The sequence below is a fragment of the Lederbergia sp. B243.17 genome (genome assembly GCF_057657925.1).
In genome coordinates this window covers 170993-195374 of record NZ_JBWBKF010000085.1, presented here as the reverse complement: position 1 = coordinate 195374, position 24382 = coordinate 170993, and the positions used below count along the sequence as shown (strand labels likewise).

20 protein-coding genes are annotated in these 24382 nt (G+C 45.7%); 14 read left to right on the top strand and 6 right to left on the bottom strand.

Features of this window, described 5'->3' with window-relative positions; genetic code table 11:
- Positions 1-142 precede the first annotated feature (142 nt).
- From AC0TWI_RS17510 to pflA, 8 genes are all read left to right on the top strand, one after another.
- Entirely contained in the window at positions 143-1222 is a 1080-nt protein-coding gene (locus AC0TWI_RS17510) for an ankyrin repeat domain-containing protein (protein ID WP_488127631.1), read from the top strand.
- On the top strand, positions 1222-1857 hold the full coding sequence (locus AC0TWI_RS17505; protein WP_488127630.1) for a hypothetical protein: 636 nt from the start codon (positions 1222-1224) through the stop codon (positions 1855-1857). Before AC0TWI_RS17510 ends, AC0TWI_RS17505 begins: the two co-directional genes overlap by 1 nt.
- Positions 1858-2241: 384 nt before the next feature.
- Positions 2242-3531: a cytosine permease gene (gene codB / locus AC0TWI_RS17500; protein ID WP_488127629.1), complete on the top strand. Its 1290-nt coding sequence runs from the start codon at positions 2242-2244 to the stop codon at positions 3529-3531.
- The gene (locus AC0TWI_RS17495; RefSeq protein ID WP_488127628.1) at positions 3506-4774 is read left to right on the top strand and encodes a cytosine deaminase; all 1269 of its coding nucleotides are present in this window, start codon (positions 3506-3508) and stop codon (positions 4772-4774) included. The genes codB and AC0TWI_RS17495 overlap by 26 nt, the downstream gene beginning before the upstream one ends.
- A 259-nt stretch (positions 4775-5033) precedes the next feature.
- Positions 5034-6542, top strand: a complete 1509-nt coding sequence (locus AC0TWI_RS17490) for a DUF1846 domain-containing protein (RefSeq protein WP_488127627.1) — start codon at positions 5034-5036, stop codon at positions 6540-6542.
- 564 nt (positions 6543-7106) lie between these two features.
- Complete coding sequence (locus AC0TWI_RS17485; RefSeq protein WP_488127626.1) at positions 7107-7970, top strand: methyl-accepting chemotaxis protein; 864 nt, start codon at positions 7107-7109, stop codon at positions 7968-7970.
- A 298-nt stretch (positions 7971-8268) separates the two neighbouring features.
- On the top strand, positions 8269-10497 hold the full coding sequence (gene pflB, locus AC0TWI_RS17480; RefSeq protein ID WP_488127625.1) for a formate C-acetyltransferase: 2229 nt from the start codon (positions 8269-8271) through the stop codon (positions 10495-10497).
- Positions 10498-10537: 40 nt separating this feature from the next.
- Complete coding sequence (pflA, locus tag AC0TWI_RS17475; protein ID WP_488127624.1) at positions 10538-11266, top strand: pyruvate formate-lyase-activating protein; 729 nt, start codon at positions 10538-10540, stop codon at positions 11264-11266.
- Positions 11267-11632: 366 nt separating this feature from the next.
- On the opposite strand, the gene AC0TWI_RS17470 is transcribed toward pflA, so the two are convergent.
- Entirely contained in the window at positions 11633-13117 is a 1485-nt protein-coding gene (locus tag AC0TWI_RS17470) for an alanine/glycine:cation symporter family protein (RefSeq protein WP_488127623.1), read from the bottom strand.
- Between the two features lie 323 nt (positions 13118-13440).
- On the opposite strand from AC0TWI_RS17470, the gene AC0TWI_RS17465 reads away from it, so the two are divergent.
- The 3 genes from AC0TWI_RS17465 to AC0TWI_RS17455 all read left to right on the top strand — a co-directional run bounded on the left by AC0TWI_RS17465 (position 13441) and on the right by AC0TWI_RS17455 (position 16550).
- A complete protein-coding gene (locus AC0TWI_RS17465; RefSeq protein ID WP_488127622.1) occupies positions 13441-13932 on the top strand; it encodes a methylated-DNA--[protein]-cysteine S-methyltransferase in 492 nt (163 codons plus the stop codon).
- Positions 13933-14087: 155 nt separating this feature from the next.
- On the top strand, positions 14088-15578 hold the full coding sequence (locus AC0TWI_RS17460; protein ID WP_488127621.1) for a serine hydrolase domain-containing protein: 1491 nt from the start codon (positions 14088-14090) through the stop codon (positions 15576-15578).
- 228 nt (positions 15579-15806) lie between these two features.
- On the top strand, positions 15807-16550 hold the full coding sequence (locus AC0TWI_RS17455; protein ID WP_488127620.1) for an SDR family NAD(P)-dependent oxidoreductase: 744 nt from the start codon (positions 15807-15809) through the stop codon (positions 16548-16550).
- Positions 16551-16663: 113 nt separating this feature from the next.
- On the opposite strand, the gene AC0TWI_RS17450 is transcribed toward AC0TWI_RS17455, so the two are convergent.
- Positions 16664-17413, bottom strand: a complete 750-nt coding sequence (locus AC0TWI_RS17450; RefSeq protein WP_488127619.1) for a class I SAM-dependent methyltransferase — start codon at positions 17411-17413, stop codon at positions 16664-16666.
- A gap of 236 nt (positions 17414-17649) precedes the next feature.
- On the opposite strand from AC0TWI_RS17450, the gene AC0TWI_RS17445 reads away from it, so the two are divergent.
- The 3 genes from AC0TWI_RS17445 (at position 17650) to AC0TWI_RS17435 (ending at position 20465) form a co-directional block, all read left to right on the top strand.
- On the top strand, positions 17650-18258 hold the full coding sequence (locus tag AC0TWI_RS17445) for an NADPH-dependent FMN reductase (protein WP_488127618.1): 609 nt from the start codon (positions 17650-17652) through the stop codon (positions 18256-18258).
- An 18-nt stretch (positions 18259-18276) separates the two neighbouring features.
- Positions 18277-19467, top strand: a complete 1191-nt coding sequence (locus AC0TWI_RS17440; protein WP_488127617.1) for an NAD(P)H-dependent oxidoreductase — start codon at positions 18277-18279, stop codon at positions 19465-19467.
- An 80-nt stretch (positions 19468-19547) separates the two neighbouring features.
- On the top strand, positions 19548-20465 hold the full coding sequence (locus AC0TWI_RS17435; protein ID WP_488127616.1) for an FAD:protein FMN transferase: 918 nt from the start codon (positions 19548-19550) through the stop codon (positions 20463-20465).
- A gap of 61 nt (positions 20466-20526) precedes the next feature.
- Here AC0TWI_RS17435 and AC0TWI_RS17430 read toward each other — a convergent pair whose 3' ends face one another.
- From AC0TWI_RS17430 to AC0TWI_RS17415, 4 genes are all read right to left on the bottom strand, one after another.
- On the bottom strand, positions 20527-21537 hold the full coding sequence (locus tag AC0TWI_RS17430) for a FecCD family ABC transporter permease (RefSeq protein ID WP_488127615.1): 1011 nt from the start codon (positions 21535-21537) through the stop codon (positions 20527-20529).
- Entirely contained in the window at positions 21534-22547 is a 1014-nt protein-coding gene (locus tag AC0TWI_RS17425; protein WP_488127614.1) for a FecCD family ABC transporter permease, read from the bottom strand. Before AC0TWI_RS17425 ends, AC0TWI_RS17430 begins: the two co-directional genes overlap by 4 nt.
- A gap of 71 nt (positions 22548-22618) precedes the next feature.
- Positions 22619-23545 (bottom strand): iron-hydroxamate ABC transporter substrate-binding protein, encoded by a 927-nt coding sequence (locus AC0TWI_RS17420; protein ID WP_488127613.1) that lies wholly within the window; start codon positions 23543-23545, stop codon positions 22619-22621.
- The gene (locus AC0TWI_RS17415; RefSeq protein ID WP_488127612.1) at positions 23496-24341 is read right to left on the bottom strand and encodes an ABC transporter ATP-binding protein; all 846 of its coding nucleotides are present in this window, start codon (positions 24339-24341) and stop codon (positions 23496-23498) included. The genes AC0TWI_RS17420 and AC0TWI_RS17415 overlap by 50 nt, the downstream gene beginning before the upstream one ends.
- Positions 24342-24382: the final 41 nt, after the last annotated feature.

Genomic DNA, 24382 nt, shown 5'->3' with positions numbered 1-24382 from the left:
CCGCTTTACAATATCAGAAGAGACGCAGGACGGTTGAAGTAGAATGGATCCATATCCTCATAGGATTCAAGACAAACAATTCATATAATGAATATATTGAATAAGTGACACCATCAATCTTGCAATGTAGGAGTGGTTTGGGATGATCGTTTTAAAAGATATCGGGAGGTTTAAGGAACTGCCGGCAATCGCCATGCATATTTATGAAGGAAATATTCCAGCATTGAACGCTGCCATTACAGCAGGCTGGGATATTGGGGAAGGCATTGTACTTAGCAAGCATATCACATTAAGTCCGTTGGATTTGGCGCTTGTATCGCAGCGGGGGGAGGTTGTAAAGCTGCTGGTGGAGCACGGAGCCAACCTGAATGTCGAGCAAAATCCGGCATTTTTGCGAGCAGTCCGCTATTGCAAGGAAGACACCGTCCGCTATATTGCAGCGCAAGGAGCCAAGTTGGACATGCTCAATCAAACAGGTTCAGGCGCATATTCAGAGGCCTACTATGGCAATAAAAACAATATCCCGCTTATTCATGAGCTGGGATTGGATATCAAGCTGCATGGCGGCGACGTATTGCGCCAAGCCGCATCGGACCACGACCTTAAAACACTCACGTATTTACTTGAGCAAGGAGTGGACATCAATTACAATAAACCGGATATGGTCTATCCTTATCAAGCGACTCCGTTAACCGTTGCCGCACGTATGGGGAATTTGGCCATGGTCAAATTTTTGGTTGAACACGGGGCGGACGTTACTTTAGCGGAATCGAACGGCGAGAGACCTTATACGATTGCCGTCAGCAATAAGAATTTAGCCTTGGCCGACTATTTAAAATCGCTGGAGCCGGCTGAATTACATAATCTAGAAAACAAAAAGCACGAGCTGAAAAAATATAAATTGCCCGATGAACTGGTCACCTTGCTTACCGGAGACAAGCTCCGTCTTGAGCTGGCACAAAATGAATATGACATCGGGCATATCGACTTTTTTACATTGACCGATACGTTTGAGATGAAACTTGGCAGGCAAAAGCTGTTGCGCCTATCAGCTGATATCGACAATTACTCTGACCTGCAGCTCGTTTGGAATCCGAAGAAAACTGGGCTGATTGGCTGTTATGATGTGGAGCATCAGGTTTATGCGGATTTATGCAGCTTTACAGATTTCGTTGCACAGCCTGAAATGTACCTCATTAAGTTTCTTGAGGAAGAGTTGTAATGAAGGGACACGAGAATATTTTAGTTGAGAGAACAGACTGTATGCTCTATTATGCGGAACCTGGTCGATCGAACGAATATGGAGTAGGCTGGATCGGCGGGAACGCACCTGATTATTTTGATGATCGAACGGACCTTATCTATGAAGGTACCCAAAAATACCACTTTTACTTGAGCCTCACTCATCCCTTTAAACGTGAGAGCATGATTTCCATCTTCATCCCAGAGGACTATGATGAATACTTAGATAACAATATCTATCCGAATTGCTCGATAAAGGTGATGGAGCATCCTGTATCAACGGAAAGCGTCAAAGAACTGTTTGCTCATCCTGGTCTTATTAGGCATGCAATTTCAAGTGGGGAAATATGCAATGACAAAAAAGCCGTGGATCAGCCTTTTTTAATTAAACTGGGCGGAAACCCAAGAATGATTCAAAATGATGACGATTATTTTACGAAGCTGGAGGAGGAATCCTTTTCTTTTTTCTTTCAGGTGGATGAGGATGGTTACCCAGAAGCGTTTCTTCGAGACGACTATAGCTATCCTTTTGGTTTTGGGTCCCTCTATATCTTTGCTGATATCGGGACGGATGATATACAAAATCCAGTAGCGGGTTTTTGGCAATTCTCTTGATCTAACTGATAACATTACGAGCTTCCAGAACGTTATTCTTTTTGAAACACTTTTCCATGTGGCTTTTGAGTAAGTGCTCTTCTCCAGCTTAGTCGGATTCTATAAAACAAGATTGACTAACTCGCACTTCAGGTTGACAACCTATTATTTTTTTGAGAAAATGTATTCAATCAAATACTGGTACCTTTAATTCAGTCCCGTGAGACTGACAAGGACAGCGGAAACGATAATCTACGATATAGATGTCTATCTATATCTATAGGTTCATTGTGTGAAAAGCTCTTTGTCAGAAATGGCAAGGAGCTTTTTTCATTCCCAGCACTCCTATAACAATCGAAGTCATCTTCGGTACCAGGTACAACTTATTTTATTGGAGGAATGGGTATGTCGAAGGTAGATAAAGAATTCGCTTTGCAAGCAGTCCCTCAAGCAAGTCGGAACGGGTTTTGGAAAATCCTTGCGGTCATGCTTTCGCTTAGTTTTTTCTCGGCGAGCATGCTGTCAGGCGGAACATTAGGAACAGGATTGCCGTTTACCCGGTTTATCTGGATTGTGCTGGCCGGTAATCTTATGCTCGGCTTGTATACGGGTTCCTTGGCTTTTATCGCAGCAAGAACAGGGCTATCCACCCATTTGCTGGCTCGATATGCTTTTGGAGAAAAAGGATCTTACCTCTCTTCCTTTTTGCTGGCGACCACTCAAGTAGGCTGGTTCGGTGTCGGCGTTGCGATGTTTGCAATCCCTGTTGCGAAAGCGACGGGCATAAACGTCTATCTCCTGACAGCAATTTTTGGTTTAGCGATGACAGCGTCGGCGATTTTTGGAATGAAGACGTTAACGATTTTAGGAATTGTGGCTGTACCGGCCATCATCATTTTTGGCAGCTATTCGATGTTTGACGCAGCGAATACAGCTGGGGGATTCAGCGAGCTGTTTGCTTATGAACCAACACAGACGATGAGCATCGCAGCGGCATTAACGGTTTGTGTCGGCTCTTTCATCAGCGCGGGTACACTTACGCCCGATTTCACGCGTTTCGCTAAAACATCACGCTCCGCTGTATCTGCCAACATCATAGCTTTTTTCCTCGGGAATTCTCTCATGTTTTTGTTTGGTGCGGTGGGAGCGATGGTTTACAATAAAGCAGATATATCTGAAGTAATGTTTTTGCAAGGGTTAATGATTCCGGCCATCATTGTTCTCGGGCTGAATATCTGGACAACCAATGACAGTGCTCTTTATGCATCAGGTCTAGGGTTCTCCAATATTACTAAGCTGCCAAAACAGAAGATTGTAGTTTTCAATGGAATTGTTGGAACTCTGTCAGCAATGTGGCTGTATAACAACTTTGTAGGTTTTTTGAATATTTTAGGTTCCATGCTTCCGTCGATCGGAGCGATTATATTAGTGGATTACTTTATATTGAAGCGCAGAAACTATCAACCGTTTGAAACGATGAAATTTAAAACGGTCAATTGGATGGCGATAGCAGCTTGGGCAGGCGGGGTGGCAATCGCCAATTTCGCACCTGGCATTCCTCCAATCAATGGATTGGCAGGCGCTGCAGCGATTTACTATGTTTTAATGAAACTTGTGCCACAAACAGAAGTATCAGTCAGTACAATAAACGATAAGGGTGCGATAATCAGTGATCATTACAAACGCGAAGCTTAGAGGTAAAGATGGACTTTGGCATTTAATCATAGAAGACGGCAAGATTGAAAAAATCACGCAAACTCTGGAAGCTGCAGATGGAAAGGAAATTCTCGATGTGGACGGTTCGCTTGTCCTGCCGCCATTTATCGAACCTCATATTCATTTGGATACAACCCTGACAGCAGGTGAACCGGAGTGGAATATAAGCGGTACCTTGTTCGAAGGTATCCAAAGATGGTCGCAAAGAAAAGAAACGCTCACGGCGGAAGATGTAAAAACGAGATCGAAAACCGCTTTGAAATGGCAAATCGCTCAAGGGATCCAGCATGTCCGCACTCACGTTGATGTGACAGATCCAGACTTAACAGCTTTAAAAGCTATGCTTGAGGTAAAAGAGGAAATGGCTCCTTATGTGGACATCCAGCTTGTCGCTTTCCCGCAAGAAGGAATTCTCTCCTACCCGAACGGAGTAGAGCTGCTTGAGGAATCCATAAAAATGGGCGCCGATGTAGTAGGCGGTATTCCTCATTTTGAATTCACAAGAGAATATGGAGTGGAATCATTAAAGGTCGCTTTTGATCTTGCTGAAAAATATGATCGGCTCGTAGACATCCATTGTGATGAAATCGATGATGAACAGTCACGTTTTGTAGAAGTGGTAGCAAAAGAGGCGTATGAGCGCGGATTGGGAACCCGTACAACCGCGAGCCATACAACCGCGATGGGCTCTTATAATCATGCATACACGTATAAATTGTTCCGCCTCTTGAAGATGTCTTCGATTAACTTCGTCTCCAATCCGCTCGTGAACATTCATCTTCAAGGCAGGTTTGATACGTATCCGAAGCGTAGAGGGTTAACACGCGTGAAAGAACTGCAGGAAGCAGGCCTGAACGTATGCTTCGGCCATGATGACATCTTTGACCCATGGTATCCACTGGGAACAGGCAACATGCTTCAAGTACTGCACATGGGCATCCATGCTTCACAGCTGATGGGCTATGATCAAATTGTTAATTCCATCGATTTGATTACAAAAAACAGCGCCAAAACGCTGCACATCGAAGAGAAGTATGGAATCGAAGAAGGAAAGCCGGCTAACTTCATCGTCATGTCCGCAGAGAATGAATATGAGGTGATCCGCAAGCAAGCGGCGGTCCGGTATTCGTTCAGAAACGGAAAAATGATTGCTGAAACAAAGCCAAGCGAAGCAAGCATCACCTTGGGCGGCCATGAAGAGAAGGTCAACTTTAATAAATAGCAGACTTTTGGGCACAACTTATAAAGGGTTGTGCTTTTTTGTAGGGAAAGGGACGGGTTCTCTGTGCCTGGGAAAATGCAAAGGGAAAGGTAACTGTCCTTTAACTGAACTGATCTGCAGATTGGGTCAGTTTTCATTTGTCTATTTGCTAAAATGCCTTATAATGAGATAGGATTTATTTTTGTTGTTATTCTCTCTCAAGGCGGCTTATTCTCCAGTTTTAGTGGTAAGCTTGATGTATAGAAAGTGGGCGGATTAAATGAGAAAAATTGGATTCGATTCGGAGAAATATTTGCAAGAGCAATCTGCCTATATCCTGGAACGGGTGCGGCAATATGACAAGCTATACTTGGAATTTGGCGGAAAATTGATCGGGGACAAGCATGCGAAGCGTGTTCTGCCTGGATTTGACGAAGATGCCAAGATAAAACTACTGCACACGCTGAAGGACAACGCAGAAATTATTATCTGTGTGTATGCCGGAGACATCGAGCGGAACAAAGTCCGTGAAGATTACGGCATCACATATGACCAGGATGTATTGCGGTTAATCGATGAATACCGGGCATATGGCATTTCCGTCAACAGTGTCCTGATCACTCGTTATCAAGAGCAGCCAACTGCCAAAGTCTTCATGACCAAGCTGGAGAGAAGCGGCATTAATGTTTACACTCATAAGGAGATCAAAGGATATCCGACAAATGTGGAAGCGGTCATCGGCGAGGAAGGATTTGCCGTGAATCCTTATATCGAAACGACGAAGCCGATCGTAGTGGTGACTGCACCCGGTCCGGCAAGCGGAAAGCTAGCGACTTGCCTGAACCAAATGTACCATGAGAATAAATTGGGCAATAAAGCCGGCTATGCGAAGTTTGAGACGTTCCCTGTTTGGAATTTGCCGTTGAAGCACCCGGTGAACATCGCTTATGAAGCAGCAACCGTCGATTTGAAAGACGTGAATATGATTGACAATTACCACTTTGAAGCGTACGGGGAAGTGGCGATTAATTACAACCGTGATATGGAGACGTTCCCTGTCATCAAGCGGATCATTGAAAGAATCACCGGAAAGGATTCTGTATACCGTTCCCCGACTGATATGGGCGTCAACCGCCTGAAGACAGGCATCACCGATGATGCTATTGTTCAGGAAGCGGCTAAACAGGAAATCATCCGGCGCAGCTTTGTCGTGGAAAATGACTATAAAAAAGGAATTGCCGACGAGGAAAGCGTGCGCCATATGCAGGTGATTCTTGAAGAGACGGACTTAAAGAAAGAAGACCGTGCGCCTGTTTTGCCTGCCCGCAATTATGCAAAGGCAGTGGAAGAAAGGATAGGCAGCACAAATTTGCAGGCGGTTATCGCGATTGAACTGCCAAATGGTGAGATGATCACCGGCAGGACGACAACATTGATGGATGCATCGGCAGCCGCGATTTTGAACGCATTGAAGAAATTGGCCAATGTCGCAGACGAAATCGATCTGTTGTCACCGATGATTCTACAGACGATTCAACGCCTGAAAACCGATGATTTAAACAGCAAAGTCCCGACACTAAGCGCCAATGAGGTGCTAATTGCCCTGGCGATAAGTGCTGTTACAAATCCTACCTCTGAGCTTGCTTACAAGCAATTGCCAAATTTGAAAGACACTCAAGCTCACTCTACGGTTGTACTGAACAGGGACAACGAACAGACCTTTAAGAAGCTTGGCATCGACATCACAAACGACCCTGTATACCCGACTGAGAACCTTTACTACAATTAATAAAGAAAACGCCTGCCTATCCTTCTTATATGGAAGTCTGGGCAAGGCGTTTTTTAATGGGAAGCGAATAAACAAAACGGTATGGGCAACTCTAATACTGCTCTAACAATGAACTGAGGAGGGGTATTATGGTTAAAGACTCAAAAGCGCCTAAGAAGAAAAGAACCGAGACGCCTAAAATACCGGTTGAACAGCAAAGAGGGAAAGCGAAGTCGAATTCCAGCGGCGGTAGAAATTAACCTTTCGACAAGCAGGGGCCAGGCACCGATCAGCACGGAAGTCCGGAAGGTGTCTGGCCGATTCCATAGGTCAGCCCCTATGCCTTCCCCTAAAACAATGGATGCCTCGATCATCTTTAGTGACCCTATTTTCCTGTCCCTGACAAGAGAAACCGCGTCCACGGCAAGCAGTCAGGCTCGATGAACAAAAAAACTTTGCGCTGTGTCCAGTGCAAAGTTTTTTTGTGGATCTGACCACTGAATCCCGGAAAAATTTTAAAATCCTGCTGGATTATTTGATATAATTTTAAACAATAGAGAACAAATAAAATTGGGGGATGGCTTGATGACTGTTGCACAACTAGAGTTAAGTCCGGAAAGTTTATTTACAGCGATTAAGCAATCTTTGGCGATGATTTTATTTGACCCAAACGGGAAGATTATGTGGGCGAATGATAAATTTGCCCAAGTTGTTGGCTATACGGAGAAAGAGCTTGCCAAGATGCATCATAGTGAACTATGTGCAAAGGAGTTTGCCGGCAGTTCTGAGTACACATCGTTTTGGAATAGCCTACGGAACAGCGAGGCATTCCACGATAAGGTGGAACGTGTCCGGAGAAACGGGGAACCCCTTTGGCTCGATGCGATGTATACCCCGGTCGTCGGAGAAACGGGAGGGGTAATCGGTGTGATTAAGATTGCAACGGACATTACCAACCAAGAAACGGTGATCAAGGAAAGTTCCGATGAGCTAATGGCATTGGTGGAGGAAATGAGCACAAGTACGAAAGTGGTCCATCAGGCAACACAGCTGGCCGTCAGCAATATCGCCAAGCTAAAAGAGGAATCCGAATACGTAGAGGAGCATGTGGAGAAGATTGGACTCATGGCCCAAACTGTTAAGAACATTGCCTCGCAATCAAACCTACTTGGGTTGAATGCGAGCATTGAAGCAGCACGGGCAGGCGAGTATGGAAGGGGCTTCTCTGTAGTCGCAGGTGAAGTGCGGAAAATGGCGGATACGAGCAAGGGTTCCGCGGAAGAAATTTCACAGCAGCTGGAACAGATTGCAAGCTCCGTCTCATCCATGACAGAGGCAGTAAACAAAGTGAAAGAGAATATAAGCCAGAACTCGTTCTCTGTCGAGGAGCTGAAGAAGGCACATGATCAAGTTATACAAACAGCGGAGAAGCTGGCGAGTATCCTCTAGGCCGGGAGACGGCTACTGCAATTAAAGGACCGATTTGCCGGCTTTGAAAAAATCTATCCAGCAGCCGGATCGGCAAGAGTACATATGGTAGCATAAAGACATCCTTTTGCGTGTGCAGAGGGATGTTTTTCTATGTGTATTTTTGAATAATTTGTTACAGTCAATATTTTTTCTTCTCTATGTGAATAGATTCACATAGTAATTTTCCGGCAAAGGTGTATACTGTTGGTATAAGGAAGTTTGCTCAGTAGTGAGCAAACAGTCGCATGTACAATCTTTTTACATGGAGGTTAGTAAAATGAAAGCATGGAACGGGTTCAACGATGGCAAATGGCAGAAGGAAATTGATGTACGGGATTTCATTTTGGCCAATTTCACTTCGTATACTGGCAACGATGAATTTTTAGCGGGTCCGACAGAACGGACATTGGGTTTATGGGATCAAGTGATGGAGCTGACGAAGCAGGAACGTGAAAACGGCGGGGTGCTGGATCTGGATACGAAGGTCGTGTCTACGATTACCTCTCACGGACCAGGTTATTTAGATAAAGAAAAAGAACAGGTAGTAGGTTTTCAGACGGACCGGCCGTTTAAACGTTCGCTCCAGCCATTCGGCGGAATTCGGATGGCGATGGATGCTGCTGAAGCATATGGGTTTCAAGTAGAAGAGGATATCGTCAAGATCTTTACGGAATACCGCAAAACACATAACCAAGGCGTATTTGATGCTTACACTCCGGAAATGAGGATGGCAAGGAAAGCGGGAATCATTACAGGGCTTCCTGATGCGTATGGACGCGGAAGGATCATTGGCGACTACCGCCGAGTGGCGCTGTATGGGGTGGACCGTCTCATCGAAGACAAGAAGAAGGATCTGGATCTGATCGGCAACGGCACGATGTCTGATGATGTAATCCGTGACCGGGAAGAAACGTCTGAGCAAATCCGTGCGCTGCAGGAGTTGAAGCAGCTTGCCGTATCGTACGGGTATGACATTTCCGGGCCTGCTGCCAATGCAAGAGAGGCGTTCCAATGGTTGTATTTCGCTTACTTGGCTGCGATTAAAGAGCAAAATGGGGCAGCGATGAGTCTCGGCCGTGTATCGACCTTCCTTGATGTCTATATCGAAAGGGATCTGGAAAACGGCTTCTTAACCGAAGAGGAAGCGCAAGAAATCGTCGACCATTTTGTCATGAAGCTGCGCCTGGTCAAATTCGCAAGAACCCCTGATTACAATGAATTGTTCAGCGGGGACCCAACATGGGTAACAGAATCACTGGGGGGTGTGGCGCAGGATGGCCGTCCGCTGGTGACAAAGAACTCGTACCGCTTCCTGCACACATTGGATAACCTGGGGCCAGCGCCAGAACCGAATTTAACAGTCCTATGGTCTGTCAAACTGCCGGATAACTATAAAAAGTATTGTGCGAAAATGTCAATAAAAACAAGCTCGATCCAATACGAGAACGATGATATCATGCGGGAAACATATGGAGATGACTACGGGATTGCGTGTTGTGTATCTGCGATGGCGATCGGCAAGCAAATGCAGTTCTTCGGTGCGAGGGCGAATCTCGCAAAAGCCTTGCTGTACGCAGTCAATGGTGGTGTCGATGAAAAACTGAAAATCCAAGTCGCCCCGGCGTATGCACCGATCACTTCTGAATGCCTTGAGTATGAAGAGGTTCTCAAGAAATACGATGTCGTCCTTGACTGGCTAGCCGGATTGTATGTAAACACACTGAACATCATCCACTATATGCATGATAAATACAGCTATGAACGTCTCGAAATGGCGCTTCACGACCGGGAAATCATGCGTACGATGGCTTGTGGAATCGCCGGATTGTCTGTTGTCGCCGACTCTCTGAGTGCCATCAAATATGCGAATGTAAAAACAATCCGTGATGAAAACGGAATTGTCGTAGATTACGAGATTGAAGGGGACTTCCCGAAATACGGCAACAATGATGACCGGGTCGATGAGATTGCAGTGGAGCTCGTCAAACGCTTCATGAACAAAATCAAAAAACATAAAACCTACCGCAATGCCGTCCACACACAATCTGTATTGACGATCACATCGAACGTCGTATACGGAAAGAAAACAGGCAATACACCGGACGGACGCAAAGCGGGCGAACCATTCGCTCCAGGTGCGAACCCATTGCATGGCCGTGATACGAAGGGAACATTGGCATCTCTGAGCTCTGTTGCAAAGCTGCCATATGAATATGCACTTGATGGAATTTCAAATACCTTCTCGATCGTACCGAAAGCGCTTGGCAGGGAAGAGGAAACAAGGATCGCCAATCTCGCCGGCCTGCTTGATGGATACGCCATGAAGAAAGGCCACCATTTAAATGTGAACGTGTTTGATAGAGAAACCTTGTTAGATGCGATGGAGCATCCGGAACTATACCCGCAGTTGACAATCCGTGTATCCGGGTATGCTGTCAACTTCATTAAACTGACGAGAGAGCAGCAAATTGATGTAATCAACCGGACATTCCACGAAAGCATGTAAATCGTTTAAGATGTACGAGAAAGTAAGGAGGGCGCAAAGCATGAATGGACGCATACATTCCATTGAGACGTGTGGAACACTAGACGGTCCAGGCTTACGTTACGTGATTTTTACGCAGGGGTGTTTGCTCCGCTGCCAGTTTTGTCACAACCCCGATACTTGGAAATTGAAAAAGGGCAAGGAAATGAGTGTTGATGAGATCATTAATGACATCAAAACCTATCTGCCTTTTTTCCAAGCATCAAATGGCGGGGTAACGGTAAGCGGCGGTGAACCGTTGCTCCAAATGGATTTCCTGATTGAGCTTTTTAAGGAGTGCAAAAAATTGGGGATCCATACGACCATTGACAGCTCTGGCGGATGCTTTACCCGCACTCCGCACTTTATGGAACGCTTGGAAGAACTTCTTACGTTAACAGACTTGATTCTGTTGGATCTTAAGGAAATTGACACGGTGAAGCATAAGGGTCTGACAGGTATGGGAAATGAGCATATTCTGGACTTCGCTTACTATTTATCAGACAAAAGGATACCTGTATGGATCCGCCACGTACTCGTCCCGACGATCAGCGACAATGATGAGGACCTTACAAAGCTTGCGGAGTTTATCCAAACACTTGGCAATGTAGAAAAGATAGAGGTCCTTCCTTATCATAAGCTGGGAATCTACAAATGGGAGAGCCTTGGGCTGGAGTACAAACTGAAGGGGGTCGAACCGCCTACAGCAGAACGGGTGAAAAATGCTGAGCGGATTTTAAGAGGGGCATAAAAAGAGAGTAGAGAATCCATAAATAAAATGGCTCAGTTGCCTAAGCTGAGCCATTTTCTATTTTAATGAGGGTAATAAATTGTCATGCTTAACCGGGTGAGGGTAGTTCCGGGATTGTGATAGGTGTGTAGCCTGTGTGCTTTTCAGTTTGTATAAATAGTCATTTATCAAAAAGGCGACTTCCCCATTAAAAACAGATTCATCTGTCCTCCTGCGGTGGTGATCCAAATATAAAACTCTATTTTTAGCGGTACCGCAAACCGTTCAATGTCTTTGTGGCCGCATTATTGGTGTATAGCGCTGTAACAATCGTTCTAAATGTAAAAACGGTACCCATCAACTCTCTATGATGGGTACCATTGATCTTTATGCTCGAATCTGTTGCTGTGGCTGCCGTGCCATTTGTTTCTTCGCGGAGGTTCTGGTTTTTTCCTCCCAGAAATCTGCTCCTTCAATCCCCAGTTTTGCGGGCTTGAAGACAGGGTCTTTCCCGGCTTTTCTTTGTCTTACGTAATCCCTAAATACCCGCAATGCCGGCTTGGTCAGAAGGAAAATAACAGTCAAGTTCACCCAGGCCATCGCTCCCATTCCTAAGTCCCCCATCGCCCAGACAAAGGATGCCGATTTCACACTTCCATAAAAGGCAGCCGCCAATAAAACCACTTTTAGGACCGTGTTTGGCCAGGCAGCCTTTATTCTTTGCTTGCTAGTAAGGAACGCAAGGTTGGTTTCTGCTTTGTAGTAATAAGACAGCAGGGTAGTGAAACAGAAAAAGAATAAGGAAATGGCCAGAAAGATTAATCCGAATCTTGATAAGGCCGCATCGACGGCCAGCTGTGTATACGTGGAAGGCTCCGCACTGCCGAGCTTGTTGGTAATAGGAGACATTCCCTCCGGCTTCACATCATACATCCCTGTGATGAGAATCATGAAAGCGGTAGCGGGACAAATGATCAACGTGTCGATGTAAACGGAGAAGGCCTGGACTAAGCCCTGCTTGGCAGGGTGTGATACTTCCGCTGCCCCGGCTTCGAACGTCTCACTTCCTAATCCGGCTCCGTTCGAATAAACACCTCTTTGTACGCCCCAGGCAATCGCAGATCCCATCAATCCTCCAAAGGTGGAATTCAAGTTAAACGCACTCGTGAGGATAAGCGAAATCACATCGGGAATCTGAGAAATATTTAAACTCAGGATGATGATGCAAAGCAATATGTACCCGATTGCCATGAAAGGAACCATGACCTCCGCCGCTTTGGCGATGCGTTTAACGCCGCCGAAAATGATCAGTGCCAGTAAAAGGATCATAACCGTCCCCGTTGCTGCTGGCGATATGCCGAATGTATTGTTCATCGTTAAAGCCACGGTGTTCGCTTGAACCCCTGGCCATAAACAGCTCATGACCACCAATGTTAGCAACGCAGAGAATACAGCGAACCACTTCGCTTTTAGCCCTTTTTCAATATAAAAAGGGGTACCTCCCCGGTATTGGCCATCAATTTTCCGTTTGTATACTTGCGTGAGGGTGATTTCAATGAAGGAGGTAGCACTTCCTAAGAGAGCTGCCACCCACATCCAAAAAACAGCCCCCGGCCCCCCGAAAGCAATTGCAGTCGCAACGCCCGCGATATTGCCTGTCCCGACCCGGCTGCCTAATGACATCGCCAATGCTTGGAACGAGGATACACCGGCTTTCGAACTTCCTCCATCGAACGTAAGCTTTACCATATCTTTGAAGTATCTTACCTGGACAAATCGCGTGAGAATGGTATAAAGCAACCCCATTGCTAAAAAGGCAAAAACCAAACCAGAACTCCACACATACCCGTTCAACCAATTTACAAATTCCATGTAGACCCACCTTTGCTGCAGCTTTTATGTGAATAAAAAGTAGACAATAGCCAGAATCAATGTCTAAAACGATTGTTGGTCTTTACCCTTATTCATTTAGCGTAAAACGAAAATGCTTCTCCTCCTGACCATAAGGATAAGGTTGAGGACGAACTGGAGATGGAGCCCTTGTTGAAAAGATACCGTTTAAATTAGGAGGAGAACGCAGAACGTACTTTCGGGAGCATGGCCATACTGTTACAATGAAATAAGCCATACAAAACAAAATGGGAGGGTTCGCTAGCATATGCTGCCATCTATCCCTATCTAATGGAGGTCTCTATATGACTGAAGTATATAAGCTGGATTATCAATCGCCGCTTGGTGTGATCGAAATCATCGGCACAGACGATGCCATCAACTCTATCCTTTTTTCAGAAGACGAAAAAGCAGCCAACCGATTAAAAGAAGACACTCCTGCGGTTTTGGCAGAGTGTTATCAGCAGCTTGATGAATATTTTAAGGGCGAACGACAAGAATTTACCTTCCCGTACCGAATGGAGGGGACGGACTTCCAGAAGTCCGTATGGAACGCTTTAACTGAAATTCCTTATGCGGCAACAGGGTCATACAAGGATATTGCGCTTTCAATCGGAAACGAAAAGGCCATCAGGGCCGTAGGGAGCGCCAATGGAAAGAATAAATTAAGCATTGTCATCCCTTGCCATCGGATTATCGGTTCTTCAGGTAAATTGACGGGATATGCAGGCGGGCTATGGAGGAAGGAATGGCTGCTGAACCATGAAAAAGCGTACCGCATGCCTGCGGATCAATGATATCTGCTGACCACCGAGAAGTTTCAAAGCAAACTGGTATAGCCAATAAGATTAATGGGATTTCTTAATGGTGGAGTTTCAAGTGGATTTAAAAACATAGATTGGAATAGAGAAATAGATTAATATATCGTTCGGGATTTGGGGGTTCTTATGCTATGAAAAGTTTGAAAGTATCAAAAATTGGAAAGCTAGTACTGCTTTTTCTTTTCCTTTTTACTGCTTTAATAAGTGAAAAGGTTTTGGCAGCTGAAAAGCATAATGATGTGGATATTTCTAAAATTGATGACTACATGAATAAAGAACTCGAGAGACTTGCTATTCCTGGTGCTTCAATAGCGATAGTAAAGGATGAAAAAATACAGTATCTCAAAGGTTACGGAGTATCGGGTCCTCATGGAAAGGAAATGACGCCACAGACGCCTGTTGTCCTGGGGTCCGTCAGTAAATCATTTACTGCGCTGGCCATTATGCAATTAGTAGACCAGGGGATGATCCAATTGGATGATCCGGTACAACAATATATACCCTGGTTTACTTTGGCTGATGAGGAAGCAACGAAAAAAGTGACAATCCAGCATTTATTAAACCATACGAGCGGAATTTCTGAATATGATGGACAAGTTGCTATTTCTCAAGGCAATCAATCGATTAAAAAACTTGTAGAAAGCTTAAGGGATGTCCGCCTAACAAAAGAGGTAGGTGAAGCATACCAATATTCCAATCTCAATTACAGTATTTTAGGTTTGGTCATCGAAGAAGTTACCAAGACTCCTTATGCTGACTATATACGCAGCAATATATTTAAACAGCTTCAGATGAAAAATAGTTATACAGATCCGAAAGAAGATAAAAACAATACGACAGCTGTCGGGTATCAAACGATGTTTGGATTTAAAAGGCCGACAGAACAATTAAATCATGAAGCGAATGTTCCTCATGGTTATCTCATTTCCAGTGCCGAAGACATGGCAAATTACATGATTGCCATTATAAAAAAAGGAGAGTTTAAAGGCGAAAGTGTTGTTTCAAAGAAAAGTATAAATCAAATGCATCAACCATCATCCTTCATTGGAAATGATATTTATTACGGGATGGGATGGGAAGTAGAAAAGGATGTCATAACCCATAATGGCTGGACGGAGAATACCTATTCAAGAGTCATTTTGGATGAAGAGTATGGAGTGACCTTACTGATAAATGCATTCGATTATTATAATAGCAATCGGTATGATGAGATTGCGGCGAATCTATATGAATTTATTAAACATGAGGAGCCTTTTAAAGTCGGTGAAGAGAACCCCTTTATGATTTATATTATATTTGATTCAATAATTGCTATCGGAATAGCCTACATATTCTTTACCATTTATAAACTATTGAACCGTCAAAAACGTAAAGCAACACCATTAAGACTGTTTTTAAATGTTGCATCCGTACTTGTTTTTAACTTCTTACTACCATTTTTCCTATTGTATTTTGTCACTCAAATAGTACCTTTGTCAGTGGCCATGCTATTTTCCCCAGGTATTGGGCATGCTTTATTCATCATCCCGTTAATCCTGATCACAATTGGAATCATTACTATTGGTAAACGGGTGCTTGATAAAGTGCGGGCAAATAATGTCGTTTCACATTATTCTTCATAAAAAAGCTTTCACATTCGACGGATGGCTGAAAGCTTTATGTATCACTTTAAAGTGCATATAAAAAACGACCATCATCGTAAAGTGATGGTCGTTTTTTTGTTCATGAGTAGCTGATAGGTCTATACTTGATAAGTACTTGTATGTTTTTAGTGTAAAAACACATCCTAGTATAAGGTGCGTATTCGAAGCACGAGTAAAATTAAATTCTTTATGGATGGAGTGATGGATATGAAATTAAAAGACAAAGTGGCAATCGTAACAGGTGGAGCAAGCGGGATTGGGGAAGCGACTGTCCGCCTTTTTGCAGAAGAAGGGGCTAAGGTTGTCATTGCTGACTTTTCCGAGCGGGGAATGAACCTTTCGGAAGAAATGAATGGAAAAGGATACGATACATTATTTGTTAAAACAGATGTAACGCAAGAGGAAGATATTAAAAATGTGATAGGCGAAACGGTGAATCGATACGGAAAGCTGGATATTATGTATGCAAATGCTGGAGTGGCTGATGATGCACCGGCACATGAATTGTCTTATGAGAAATGGAAACGGACGATTGATATTAACCTGTCAGGGGTTTTCCTTTCTGATAAATATGCCATTGAGCAGTTTCTTAAGCAAGGAACAGGCGGTGTTATCGTCAACGCCGGGTCTATACATAGTTTTGTCTCCTTGCCAAACCCAACAGCATACTCCTCTGCAAAGGGCGGCGTGAAATTATTAACCCAAAACTTATGCACGGCATACGCAAAAGACGGTATTCGTGTGAATGCAGTCTGCCCTGGTTATATTGACACTCCTTTACTTTCAGAAGTGGATCCTAAAACGAAAGAGTATTTGGCATCTCTTCACCCGCAAGGCCGGCTTGGTAAGCCTGAAGAAATAGCAAAGGCCGTTCTTTTCCTGGCGAGTGACGATGCAAGTTTCGTTAATGGCACCACTCTCCTTGTGGATGGCGGCTATACTGCACATTAAAATGGTGCAAACGCATAGGCCATTCTCGATTAAAACCATATAATAAACGAATCAGGCAGGCTGGGGATCACGTAATTCTCAGCTTGCCTGATTTTTTATTAAAGGCGAGAAAGTTACTTTTTCGCTGTGATGAGAAATCTTTTAGAGTTTGTTTTAATCCCTTTTTCGGTGCTGTTGTTTTGGATGAACCGGTACAATATTTCATAGTCTTTTTTGTCTTCGCCAAAGTTAGGGATGATAGGGGTGTGGGTGAGCAAAAAAAGAAGATCCTCAGGTCTTTCGTAATAATCGGTCGCATTGTATTCAAACGCTGTGATTTCGGAGAAACCTGCGTCCTTCAATTCCTTAATGTAGGTGTCTTGCAATTCCCCATCCGTCTTGCCGTAGGCTTGCCCCCGTTTGAAAGCTTTTTTCATATTGATTTTATCGGCTTCGCCCACCTGCTGTGTCATAAACCAGCCGTCCTCCTTCAGAACCTTATAGACTTCCAAAGGAGAGAAAGGCGCGTGACAGCACGAAACGATATCAAAAAAACCAGCGGGGAATTGCAAAGAGTCAGATGACATTTGGAAGAACTTTATATTGGAGCCCTGGGATGCTTTCAAATTCGCATGGGCTGTTTCCAGCATGCCGCTGGATATATCAATGCCAACCAAGAAAAGGAGTGAAGGGGAAATTCTCATAAGATTTTCGCCGCCGCCCGTGCCAATATCCAGCAGCACATCCGTCGGTTTACACTTTTTGACTACTTCCTCGTAAAAGTCCCATTCAACGCCTTCGGAGATTGACCTGACTGCACTAAAATTCCAACCGTTGGTCTTGCCAACCTTATCATAGAAGTCCTCACTGACGAATTTCTTCATTTCTTTCCACCTCCCCAACATAAAAGTCATTCAAGTTTTTAAAAGAAGATAAGGGAATATCGCAAGGGAAATCAGCCCTCATAATCGCCAGTATGGCTATTTTACTATACAAGAAGATGAAATGGGCGCAGAAGACTGATTATTTTGTAAGTAGCCCAAAAACGTAGGTTAGATGGGCTCTCGCGGGGTATAAGCCATAGAGGGCTATTTATTTTTCACGGGAAAGGAGCAATAAAATGTTGAATCTGTTAGGAATCGTAGGAACGAATTCCGACCATTCTACGAACCGACTCTTGCTGCAATTTATTAAGAAGTATTTTGCTGATAAGGCCAATATTGAAGTGTGTGAAATTAAAGATTTGCCCGCGTTTAATAAGCCGAAAGGTACGGATGCACCTGAGGAAGTGCAAACGCTGGCAAATAAGATTCGAGAGGCGGACGGGGTTATCATCAGCACGCCGGAATACAATCATTCCGTTCCTGCCATCTTAAAAAGCACGTTGGAATGGCTGTCTTATACCTCACAGCCATTGATAGATAAACCGGTCATGATTACAGGAGCCTCCTACGGAAAACTCGGGTCTTCCCGGGCACAGGCACATTTGCGCCAGATTCTCGATGCCCCGGAATTAAAAGCGCGTATCATGCCCAGCTCAGAGTTTTTGGTCGGTTTTTCGCTGCAGGCATTTGATAAAGAAGGCAACCTGAAGGATCAGGGAAAAGTCGAAGAGCTCGATGAGATTTTTGATGACTTTCTGCAATTTGTCCAGATTACGAATCAATTGATCAATTCGGATTCATCCCAAAAGAAACAGGCAAAGAAGTTTTCCTGGGAGGACAATTAATAACAAGGAGGTATATAGATGAAGATCGTTGGAATTGTCGGATCGAACGCTGACTTTTCATATAACCATCAATTGTTAAACTTTATCGCGAGGAAATTCAATAGTTTAGTAGATATAGAAGTGTTGGATATCAAGGATGTGCCGATGTTCAACCAGTCGGATGACCAGACGAATAGTGAGCCGATCCAAAGGCTAAATAGGAAGATCAGCGGGGCGGACGGTGTGATCATCGCCACGCCTGAGTATAACCACTCGATTCCATCTGCGCTGCAAAGTGTGATTGAATGGCTGTCGTTCAAAATCCATCCGCTCGATGGAAAGCCGGTGATGATTGTCGGGGCTTCGTATGATGTACAAGGGTCTTCACGATCCCAGCTGCATTTACGGCAAATCCTCGATGCACCCGGTGTGAATGCGGTCGTAATGCCGGGGAATGAGTTCCTCCTTGGAAGGGTACAGGAAGCATTTGATGACAATGGAGAACTGAAGGACGGCGGCACAGTTCAATTCCTGGAAGGCTGCATCAAGAAGTTCATCCGCTTCATCAATGTCGTCAACATCCTCGATGCCCCGCCGGAAGGAATGAAGGACCTCTCAAGCACGGAGGATCTGCATGCAACTGGAAAGATCGATACGACAGTCGAGGGTATCGACATGCTGGCGGATGACTGGCTCGAGCAAGCGGCCGAAGCAACAGGTGCCGTGGACGGAAATACGTACGTCAAACTGAACCGCGGCTTATTGACTGTAAATCAGTTAAATCGGTTTCTTGATTCGATGCCGGCGGAACTGACTTTTGCGGATAGCAACAACCAATTCCTCTACTACAACCATAAATATGACCCATCGGAAATGCTGGCACCCCGCAGGCCGCAGCAGGTGGGAAATCCGCTGGCCGACTGCCACCCGGAAAAAGCATACAGCGGCGTTGCCTGGGTCATTCAGCAGCTGCGCAGCGGCAAGCAGGACGTCGTCAAAACTCATGTGCCGACACACGGACCGGATAAGTTTGTTGTCCATAACTACCAGGCGGTCCGGGATCAAGACGGCAATTATATGGGCATCAATGAATATGTCCAAGATATAAAACCATTAGTTGACTGGTATTTGGAACAGACGGGACAGCAGTTGACCGGCGCCAAAGTGGATGCGATATCCGGGGCCACCTCCAAAGTGGATACTGTATCAGGCGCAACTGTCAAAGAGTAAAAAGAGGTCGTTATGACCTCTTTTTCAATCTTATTTGAAAGGGTGATCTTGTCACCATGCAAACCCGGGAAGTACATATGATGGGGACCGTTATTCAATTATCGCTGGAGCATGAGTATGCCAGCTGGATTTTGGATGAATTGGTGATTCGATTGCAAGAATTCGAGAAACGTTTCAGTGCACATGATCCCAGCTCCGAGCTGATGGAAGTGAACAAACATGCAGGGGTCAGCCCGGTGAAGGTGCATCCGGACCTGTATGGATTGATCAAGATTGGCAAGGAACATAGCATGGCGGCCAACAGTTCTTTGAATATAACGATTGGCCCCCTTGTTCAGGCATGGCGTATCGGATTTAAAGATGCACATGTTCCATCGGAAAAAACAATTCAATCCTTGCTCAAGAGGACAGACGCGAGCGATATCATACTGGATGACCGGGAAGGGACAGTTTTTTTGCGTCATACCGGGATGTTTATCGATCTGGGGGCTTTAGCGAAAGGGTATATAGCGGATCTCTTGATCAATGACCTGCAATCGATGAATGTCCAGTCGGCCTTGCTCAATTTGGGCGGGAATGTGATGGCTTATGGATCATCTCCTAATCATGAGGACGGCTATTGGCGAATCGGGATTCAACATCCCTTTCAGCCCCGCGGACAATATGTTGTCGTTGTAAAGGCGTTGAATCAATCTGTTGTTACCTCAGGAATATACGAAAGAAAGTTCACCGTCAATAACGAGACGTACCATCATATATTGGATCCTGCTACTGGATATCCGGTTGAATCGGAAATTGCCGGCTTGACCGTCGTATCGAAAAAATCAGTCGACGGTGAAATATGGACCGGCCGTCTATTCGGCAAGCCGCCGCAAGAGATTATCCGTACATTGGACGAGGTAGAGGATACAGAAGGGTTAGTCATCACAAAAAAAGGTGAAATCTATTATACGGAGTCTCTTGAACCTTCTATCGTCGATTCAATATCAATCGTCTGAGCAGTCAATCAAGTGGAAGAGGCTACCAGGAAAATTTTTGGTTTTCCCGGCGGCCTCTTCTTTATGATTTCCTCAATAGTAAATACATAAAATACGGAGCCCCGATCAGTGCCACCATGATCCCGGCTGGAATTCCGTTCGGTTCTATCAGATTATGGCCTATCGTGTCGGCAAGCAGCAGGAACCAGCCGCCGATCAGAAGGGCGATCGGGATGAAGAGTTGATTCCGCGGTCCGACCAAAGCTTTTGCCATATGCGGGGCAATCAAACCGATGAAAGAAATTCCCCCTGTGACGGAAACGGCGGAGGCAGCTAGCGCAACAGCTGTCAGCAGCAGGACAACCCGTTCTTTTTCCATCGAGACGCCAACGCCGATTGCGACGGGTTCGCTCAGTCCCAGCAGGTTCAGCCGGTTGGCTTTGTAGAGTGTGAACGGGATCAGGACGATAAGCCAAGGGAGCAGTGCCCAGATGAAAGGCCAGTCGGTGCCCCATATATTCCCTGCGAGCCATTTGGCGATGAAGTCGACTTTTTCCCGCTCGGCGGAAGAGATCAGGACAATCATCGCTCCTGACAAAGCCATGGCAAACCCGATGCCGACGAGCACAAGTCTGACTGGAGCGAGACCTGATGTCCTGCTATAGGAAAACAGGTAGATCAAAGCGGCTGTAAGCAGCGCACCAATAAAGGCGACGGCAGGAATCATGTAGACAAAGGAACCGGGTTCGATTGGAACAAAGAGAAAGAACACGGCTACGGCCACCCCAGCCCCTGAGTTTATGCCGATAATTCCAGGGTCAGCCAGATCATTTCTTGTAATTCCCTGCAATATCGAACCGGAAAGGGCGAGCGCCATTCCGGCGAGCAAGGTGATGATCAGCCGCGGCAGCCGGATTGAAAACAGAATGAAATTCTCTTTGAACGATCCCTGGCCGATCAGTGTCGGAATCAGTCTGTCATAAGACAAGGGTGCGTCTCCGATTCCCATTCCAATGACGACGGTCGCGACAATCAGCACGGAGAAAAGACAAAGGAGGAAGCGCTGTTTTTTCAGTAAAGACGAAGGGATCATGAGAAAATGCTTCCTCCTTTACTAACGATAATCAGGAAAAACGGCAGGCCGATGATGGCGACGATGGCGACGACCGGCGTTTCATACGGAGCATTGATGACCCGTCCAAGCGTGTCGGCGAACAGCATGAAGACAGCTCCAACAACCGCTGACATCGGGAGTATGAACCGGTAATCTGTACCGACGAGTGAGCGGACGATATGCGGCACCATCAGTCCGATGAATGCCATGTTTCCGACAAGGGCGACAGAAGCACCTGCCAGAAGTATGATGACGACAAAGAGAATGGCCTTGATCCTTGCGGTTTTCTGTCCAAGTCCAACCGCCACTTCCTCGTTTAAGCTAAGGATGGTCAGCTGTCTTGATAGCAGGAGGGAGACCAGGATGCCGCCCATAATCACCGGTGCGATGAATTGGAGCTGGCCCCATGTGGTGCCAATCATACCGCCGGCTGTCCACATCGTGACGTTTTTCGATAGTTTAAAATAAATGCCGATGCCGTCTGAAATGGCATAGAGAAAGGCGGAGACTGCTGCACCTGCCAAAACGATCCGAAACGGTGAGAAGCCGCCTCTTTTCATGGCGCTGATGCCGAAAACCATCAGTGTACCGACGGCAGCACCGATAAAGCAGGCGATGGTGATGGCAATATAGTTTGCATCCTGGAGGATGGCCCCGGTTAAGGCGAGGGCTGCACTTGCTCCCGCCGTCAAGCCGAGGAGGCCGGGATCTGCGAGCGGATTCCGCGTCAGCCCCTGCATGATCGCACCGGATACGGACAGAGCAGCACCAACAAAGACGGCCGCGACTTCCCGAGGAAAGCGGATCTCACGGAGCATCAAGGTTGCGTCTGTTCTTACGGTGGAGGTGAGGGCTTGCCAGACGTCTTTGAATGTTGCATCGGCCGCTCCGAATGAGCAGGCTGCAATGAACATACCGCAGAGGACAAGCAGGGCAGCCAGTAATTTATAGATAAATGGAATCGGGCGTCTTGTTTCGTACGTTCTCATTCTCGCATCTTCCTTTTCTCTCAATAGGGGAAAAGGAATCCTTCTAATAAGAATTCCTTCATGGCTGCACTTTATTTTCCTAAAAATGATTGTTTGAAGAACTCTAGCTGCTTGTCGAGTGTGACCGGATCGCTGAAAGATGCGCCATTCCCTTCCATGGTGAACACATGGCCGTTTTTGACGGCAGGAATGTTCTTATACGTCTCCGTTTTTTCAAATGAGGTGTCCGCATCCGAGTATTTGCTGAGAATGACATAATCCCCTGCATACTCCGGCAGCACTTCCGCAGATAAAGTGTAGTAGCCGGACTCCAAAGCCATTTCCTTCACTTTTTCAGGCATTTTCAGCTTCATCGTTTGGTAGAGAATTTCCGTTCCGCGAGCCCAATTGTCCCCGTAAACATATAGATCCTTCCCATAGGCTTCAAGAACAGAAACCGTTGCGTCCTCACCGATTTTAGCGCGAATCTCTTCTCCTGCAGATTCCGCCCGTTTTTTGAAGTCGGCGACCCAGGCTTTCGCTTCTTCTTCTTTGTTCAGCAGTTTGCCGATTTCGATATGCTGGGAAAGGTAATCCAATTTCCCCCATGTATAAGTGACGGTTGGGGCAATCTCCTGCAATTTATCAAGGTTTTTAATATTGGATAATCCGATGATCAAGTCAGGATCGAGTTCAATGATCTTTTCAAGATTTTCATCGGAAACTTCAGCAACATCTTTCATTTCATCCTTGAAGGTAGGATTATTCTTCGACCACGTGTCGACTCCGACAACGTTTACACCGAGCGACAGCACATTGCCGGTGAAGCCGGAAAGCATGACGACACGTTTCGGATTCGTCGGTACTTCGACCGGACCTGTCTCCGACTCGTAGGTGAACGTCTTAGGCTCGCCGGTGTTCTTCCCGGCATTTTCTTTTTTGTCCTCGGTTGCGCTGCTGCCGCAGGCACTAATGAGCAGCGCTGAGAGCAGGATAAACGGAATGAGCAATTTTTTCATATTGGCTTTCTCCTTTTAAAAGGTTATAGGTAATGCACATCGGTTTGCCTGTACGGGGGTCCCGGCCTATTTCCGCGTCGATTTGGAATACTTTCCGGAGCACCTCATGGGTCATCACGTCTTCGCAATCTCCAGCTTTTACAATTTCCCCGTCTTTTAACGCAATAAGATAGTCGGCAAAACGGGCAGCTTGGTTCAGGTCGTGGAGAACCATGACGATTGTACGGTCCTGTTCCATGTTCAGTTTTTGCAGCAGCTCTAGCACTTCCAGCTGATGGGCCATGTCCAAATAGGTGGTTGGCTCATCGAGAAAGATGATTTCCGTTTCCTGGGCAAGGGCCATGGCAATCCAGACGCGCTGCCGCTGGCCGCCGGATAGCGCGTCGACCGGACGGTATTTAAAATCGATCGTTCCGGTTACATCAAGCGCCCAGTCAATCACTTCCACATCCTTTTTCGTTAAACGGCCAAAGCCTTTCTGGTAGGGGAACCTGCCGTAGGAGACAAGCTCGCCCACTGTCAGCCCGCTCGCACTTTCTGGGGTCTGTGGCAAAATAGCCATTTTCTTCGCAAGAATTTTTGTGTTTTCCTTCGTGATATCCTTTCCGTCAAGGACAACAGAACCGGACTGCTGGTAAATGATCCGGGTGATCGCCTTGAGCAAGGTTGATTTCCCGCAGCCATTGGATCCGATGATGGCGGTAATTTTCTGATCAGGGATTTTTACGCTCAGCTCTTTAACGACTAATCGTTCTCCATAGCCGATATTCAAGTTATCTGTATAAAGGCGAACCATTATGTACCTCCTCTAACCAAAATGTGTATGTGATTCCAACT

What these genes read in the sequence shown, in the direction of transcription:
- AC0TWI_RS17470 (WP_488127623.1), bottom strand. Translation starts at nt 13,117, where the DNA reads ATGGAATTTGTAAATTGGTTGAACGGGTATGTGTGGAGTTCTGGTTTG.
- AC0TWI_RS17430 (WP_488127615.1), bottom strand. Translation starts at nt 21,537, where the DNA reads ATGATCCCTTCGTCTTTACTGAAAAAACAGCGCTTCCTCCTTTGTCTT.
- AC0TWI_RS17420 (WP_488127613.1), bottom strand. Translation starts at nt 23,545, where the DNA reads ATGAAAAAATTGCTCATTCCGTTTATCCTGCTCTCAGCGCTGCTCATT.
- AC0TWI_RS17465 (WP_488127622.1), top strand. Translation starts at nt 13,441, where the DNA reads ATGACTGAAGTATATAAGCTGGATTATCAATCGCCGCTTGGTGTGATC.
- AC0TWI_RS17490 (WP_488127627.1), top strand. Translation starts at nt 5,034, where the DNA reads ATGAGAAAAATTGGATTCGATTCGGAGAAATATTTGCAAGAGCAATCT.
- AC0TWI_RS17440 (WP_488127617.1), top strand. Translation starts at nt 18,277, where the DNA reads ATGAAGATCGTTGGAATTGTCGGATCGAACGCTGACTTTTCATATAAC.
- codB (WP_488127629.1), top strand. Translation starts at nt 2,242, where the DNA reads ATGTCGAAGGTAGATAAAGAATTCGCTTTGCAAGCAGTCCCTCAAGCA.
- AC0TWI_RS17505 (WP_488127630.1), top strand. Translation starts at nt 1,222, where the DNA reads ATGAAGGGACACGAGAATATTTTAGTTGAGAGAACAGACTGTATGCTC.
- AC0TWI_RS17510 (WP_488127631.1), top strand. Translation starts at nt 143, where the DNA reads ATGATCGTTTTAAAAGATATCGGGAGGTTTAAGGAACTGCCGGCAATC.
- AC0TWI_RS17455 (WP_488127620.1), top strand. Translation starts at nt 15,807, where the DNA reads ATGAAATTAAAAGACAAAGTGGCAATCGTAACAGGTGGAGCAAGCGGG.
- AC0TWI_RS17425 (WP_488127614.1), bottom strand. Translation starts at nt 22,547, where the DNA reads ATGAGAACGTACGAAACAAGACGCCCGATTCCATTTATCTATAAATTA.
- AC0TWI_RS17485 (WP_488127626.1), top strand. Translation starts at nt 7,107, where the DNA reads ATGACTGTTGCACAACTAGAGTTAAGTCCGGAAAGTTTATTTACAGCG.
- AC0TWI_RS17450 (WP_488127619.1), bottom strand. Translation starts at nt 17,413, where the DNA reads ATGAAGAAATTCGTCAGTGAGGACTTCTATGATAAGGTTGGCAAGACC.
- AC0TWI_RS17460 (WP_488127621.1), top strand. Translation starts at nt 14,088, where the DNA reads ATGAAAAGTTTGAAAGTATCAAAAATTGGAAAGCTAGTACTGCTTTTT.
- pflA (WP_488127624.1), top strand. Translation starts at nt 10,538, where the DNA reads ATGAATGGACGCATACATTCCATTGAGACGTGTGGAACACTAGACGGT.
- pflB (WP_488127625.1), top strand. Translation starts at nt 8,269, where the DNA reads ATGAAAGCATGGAACGGGTTCAACGATGGCAAATGGCAGAAGGAAATT.
- AC0TWI_RS17435 (WP_488127616.1), top strand. Translation starts at nt 19,548, where the DNA reads ATGGGGACCGTTATTCAATTATCGCTGGAGCATGAGTATGCCAGCTGG.
- AC0TWI_RS17445 (WP_488127618.1), top strand. Translation starts at nt 17,650, where the DNA reads ATGTTGAATCTGTTAGGAATCGTAGGAACGAATTCCGACCATTCTACG.
- AC0TWI_RS17415 (WP_488127612.1), bottom strand. Translation starts at nt 24,341, where the DNA reads ATGGTTCGCCTTTATACAGATAACTTGAATATCGGCTATGGAGAACGA.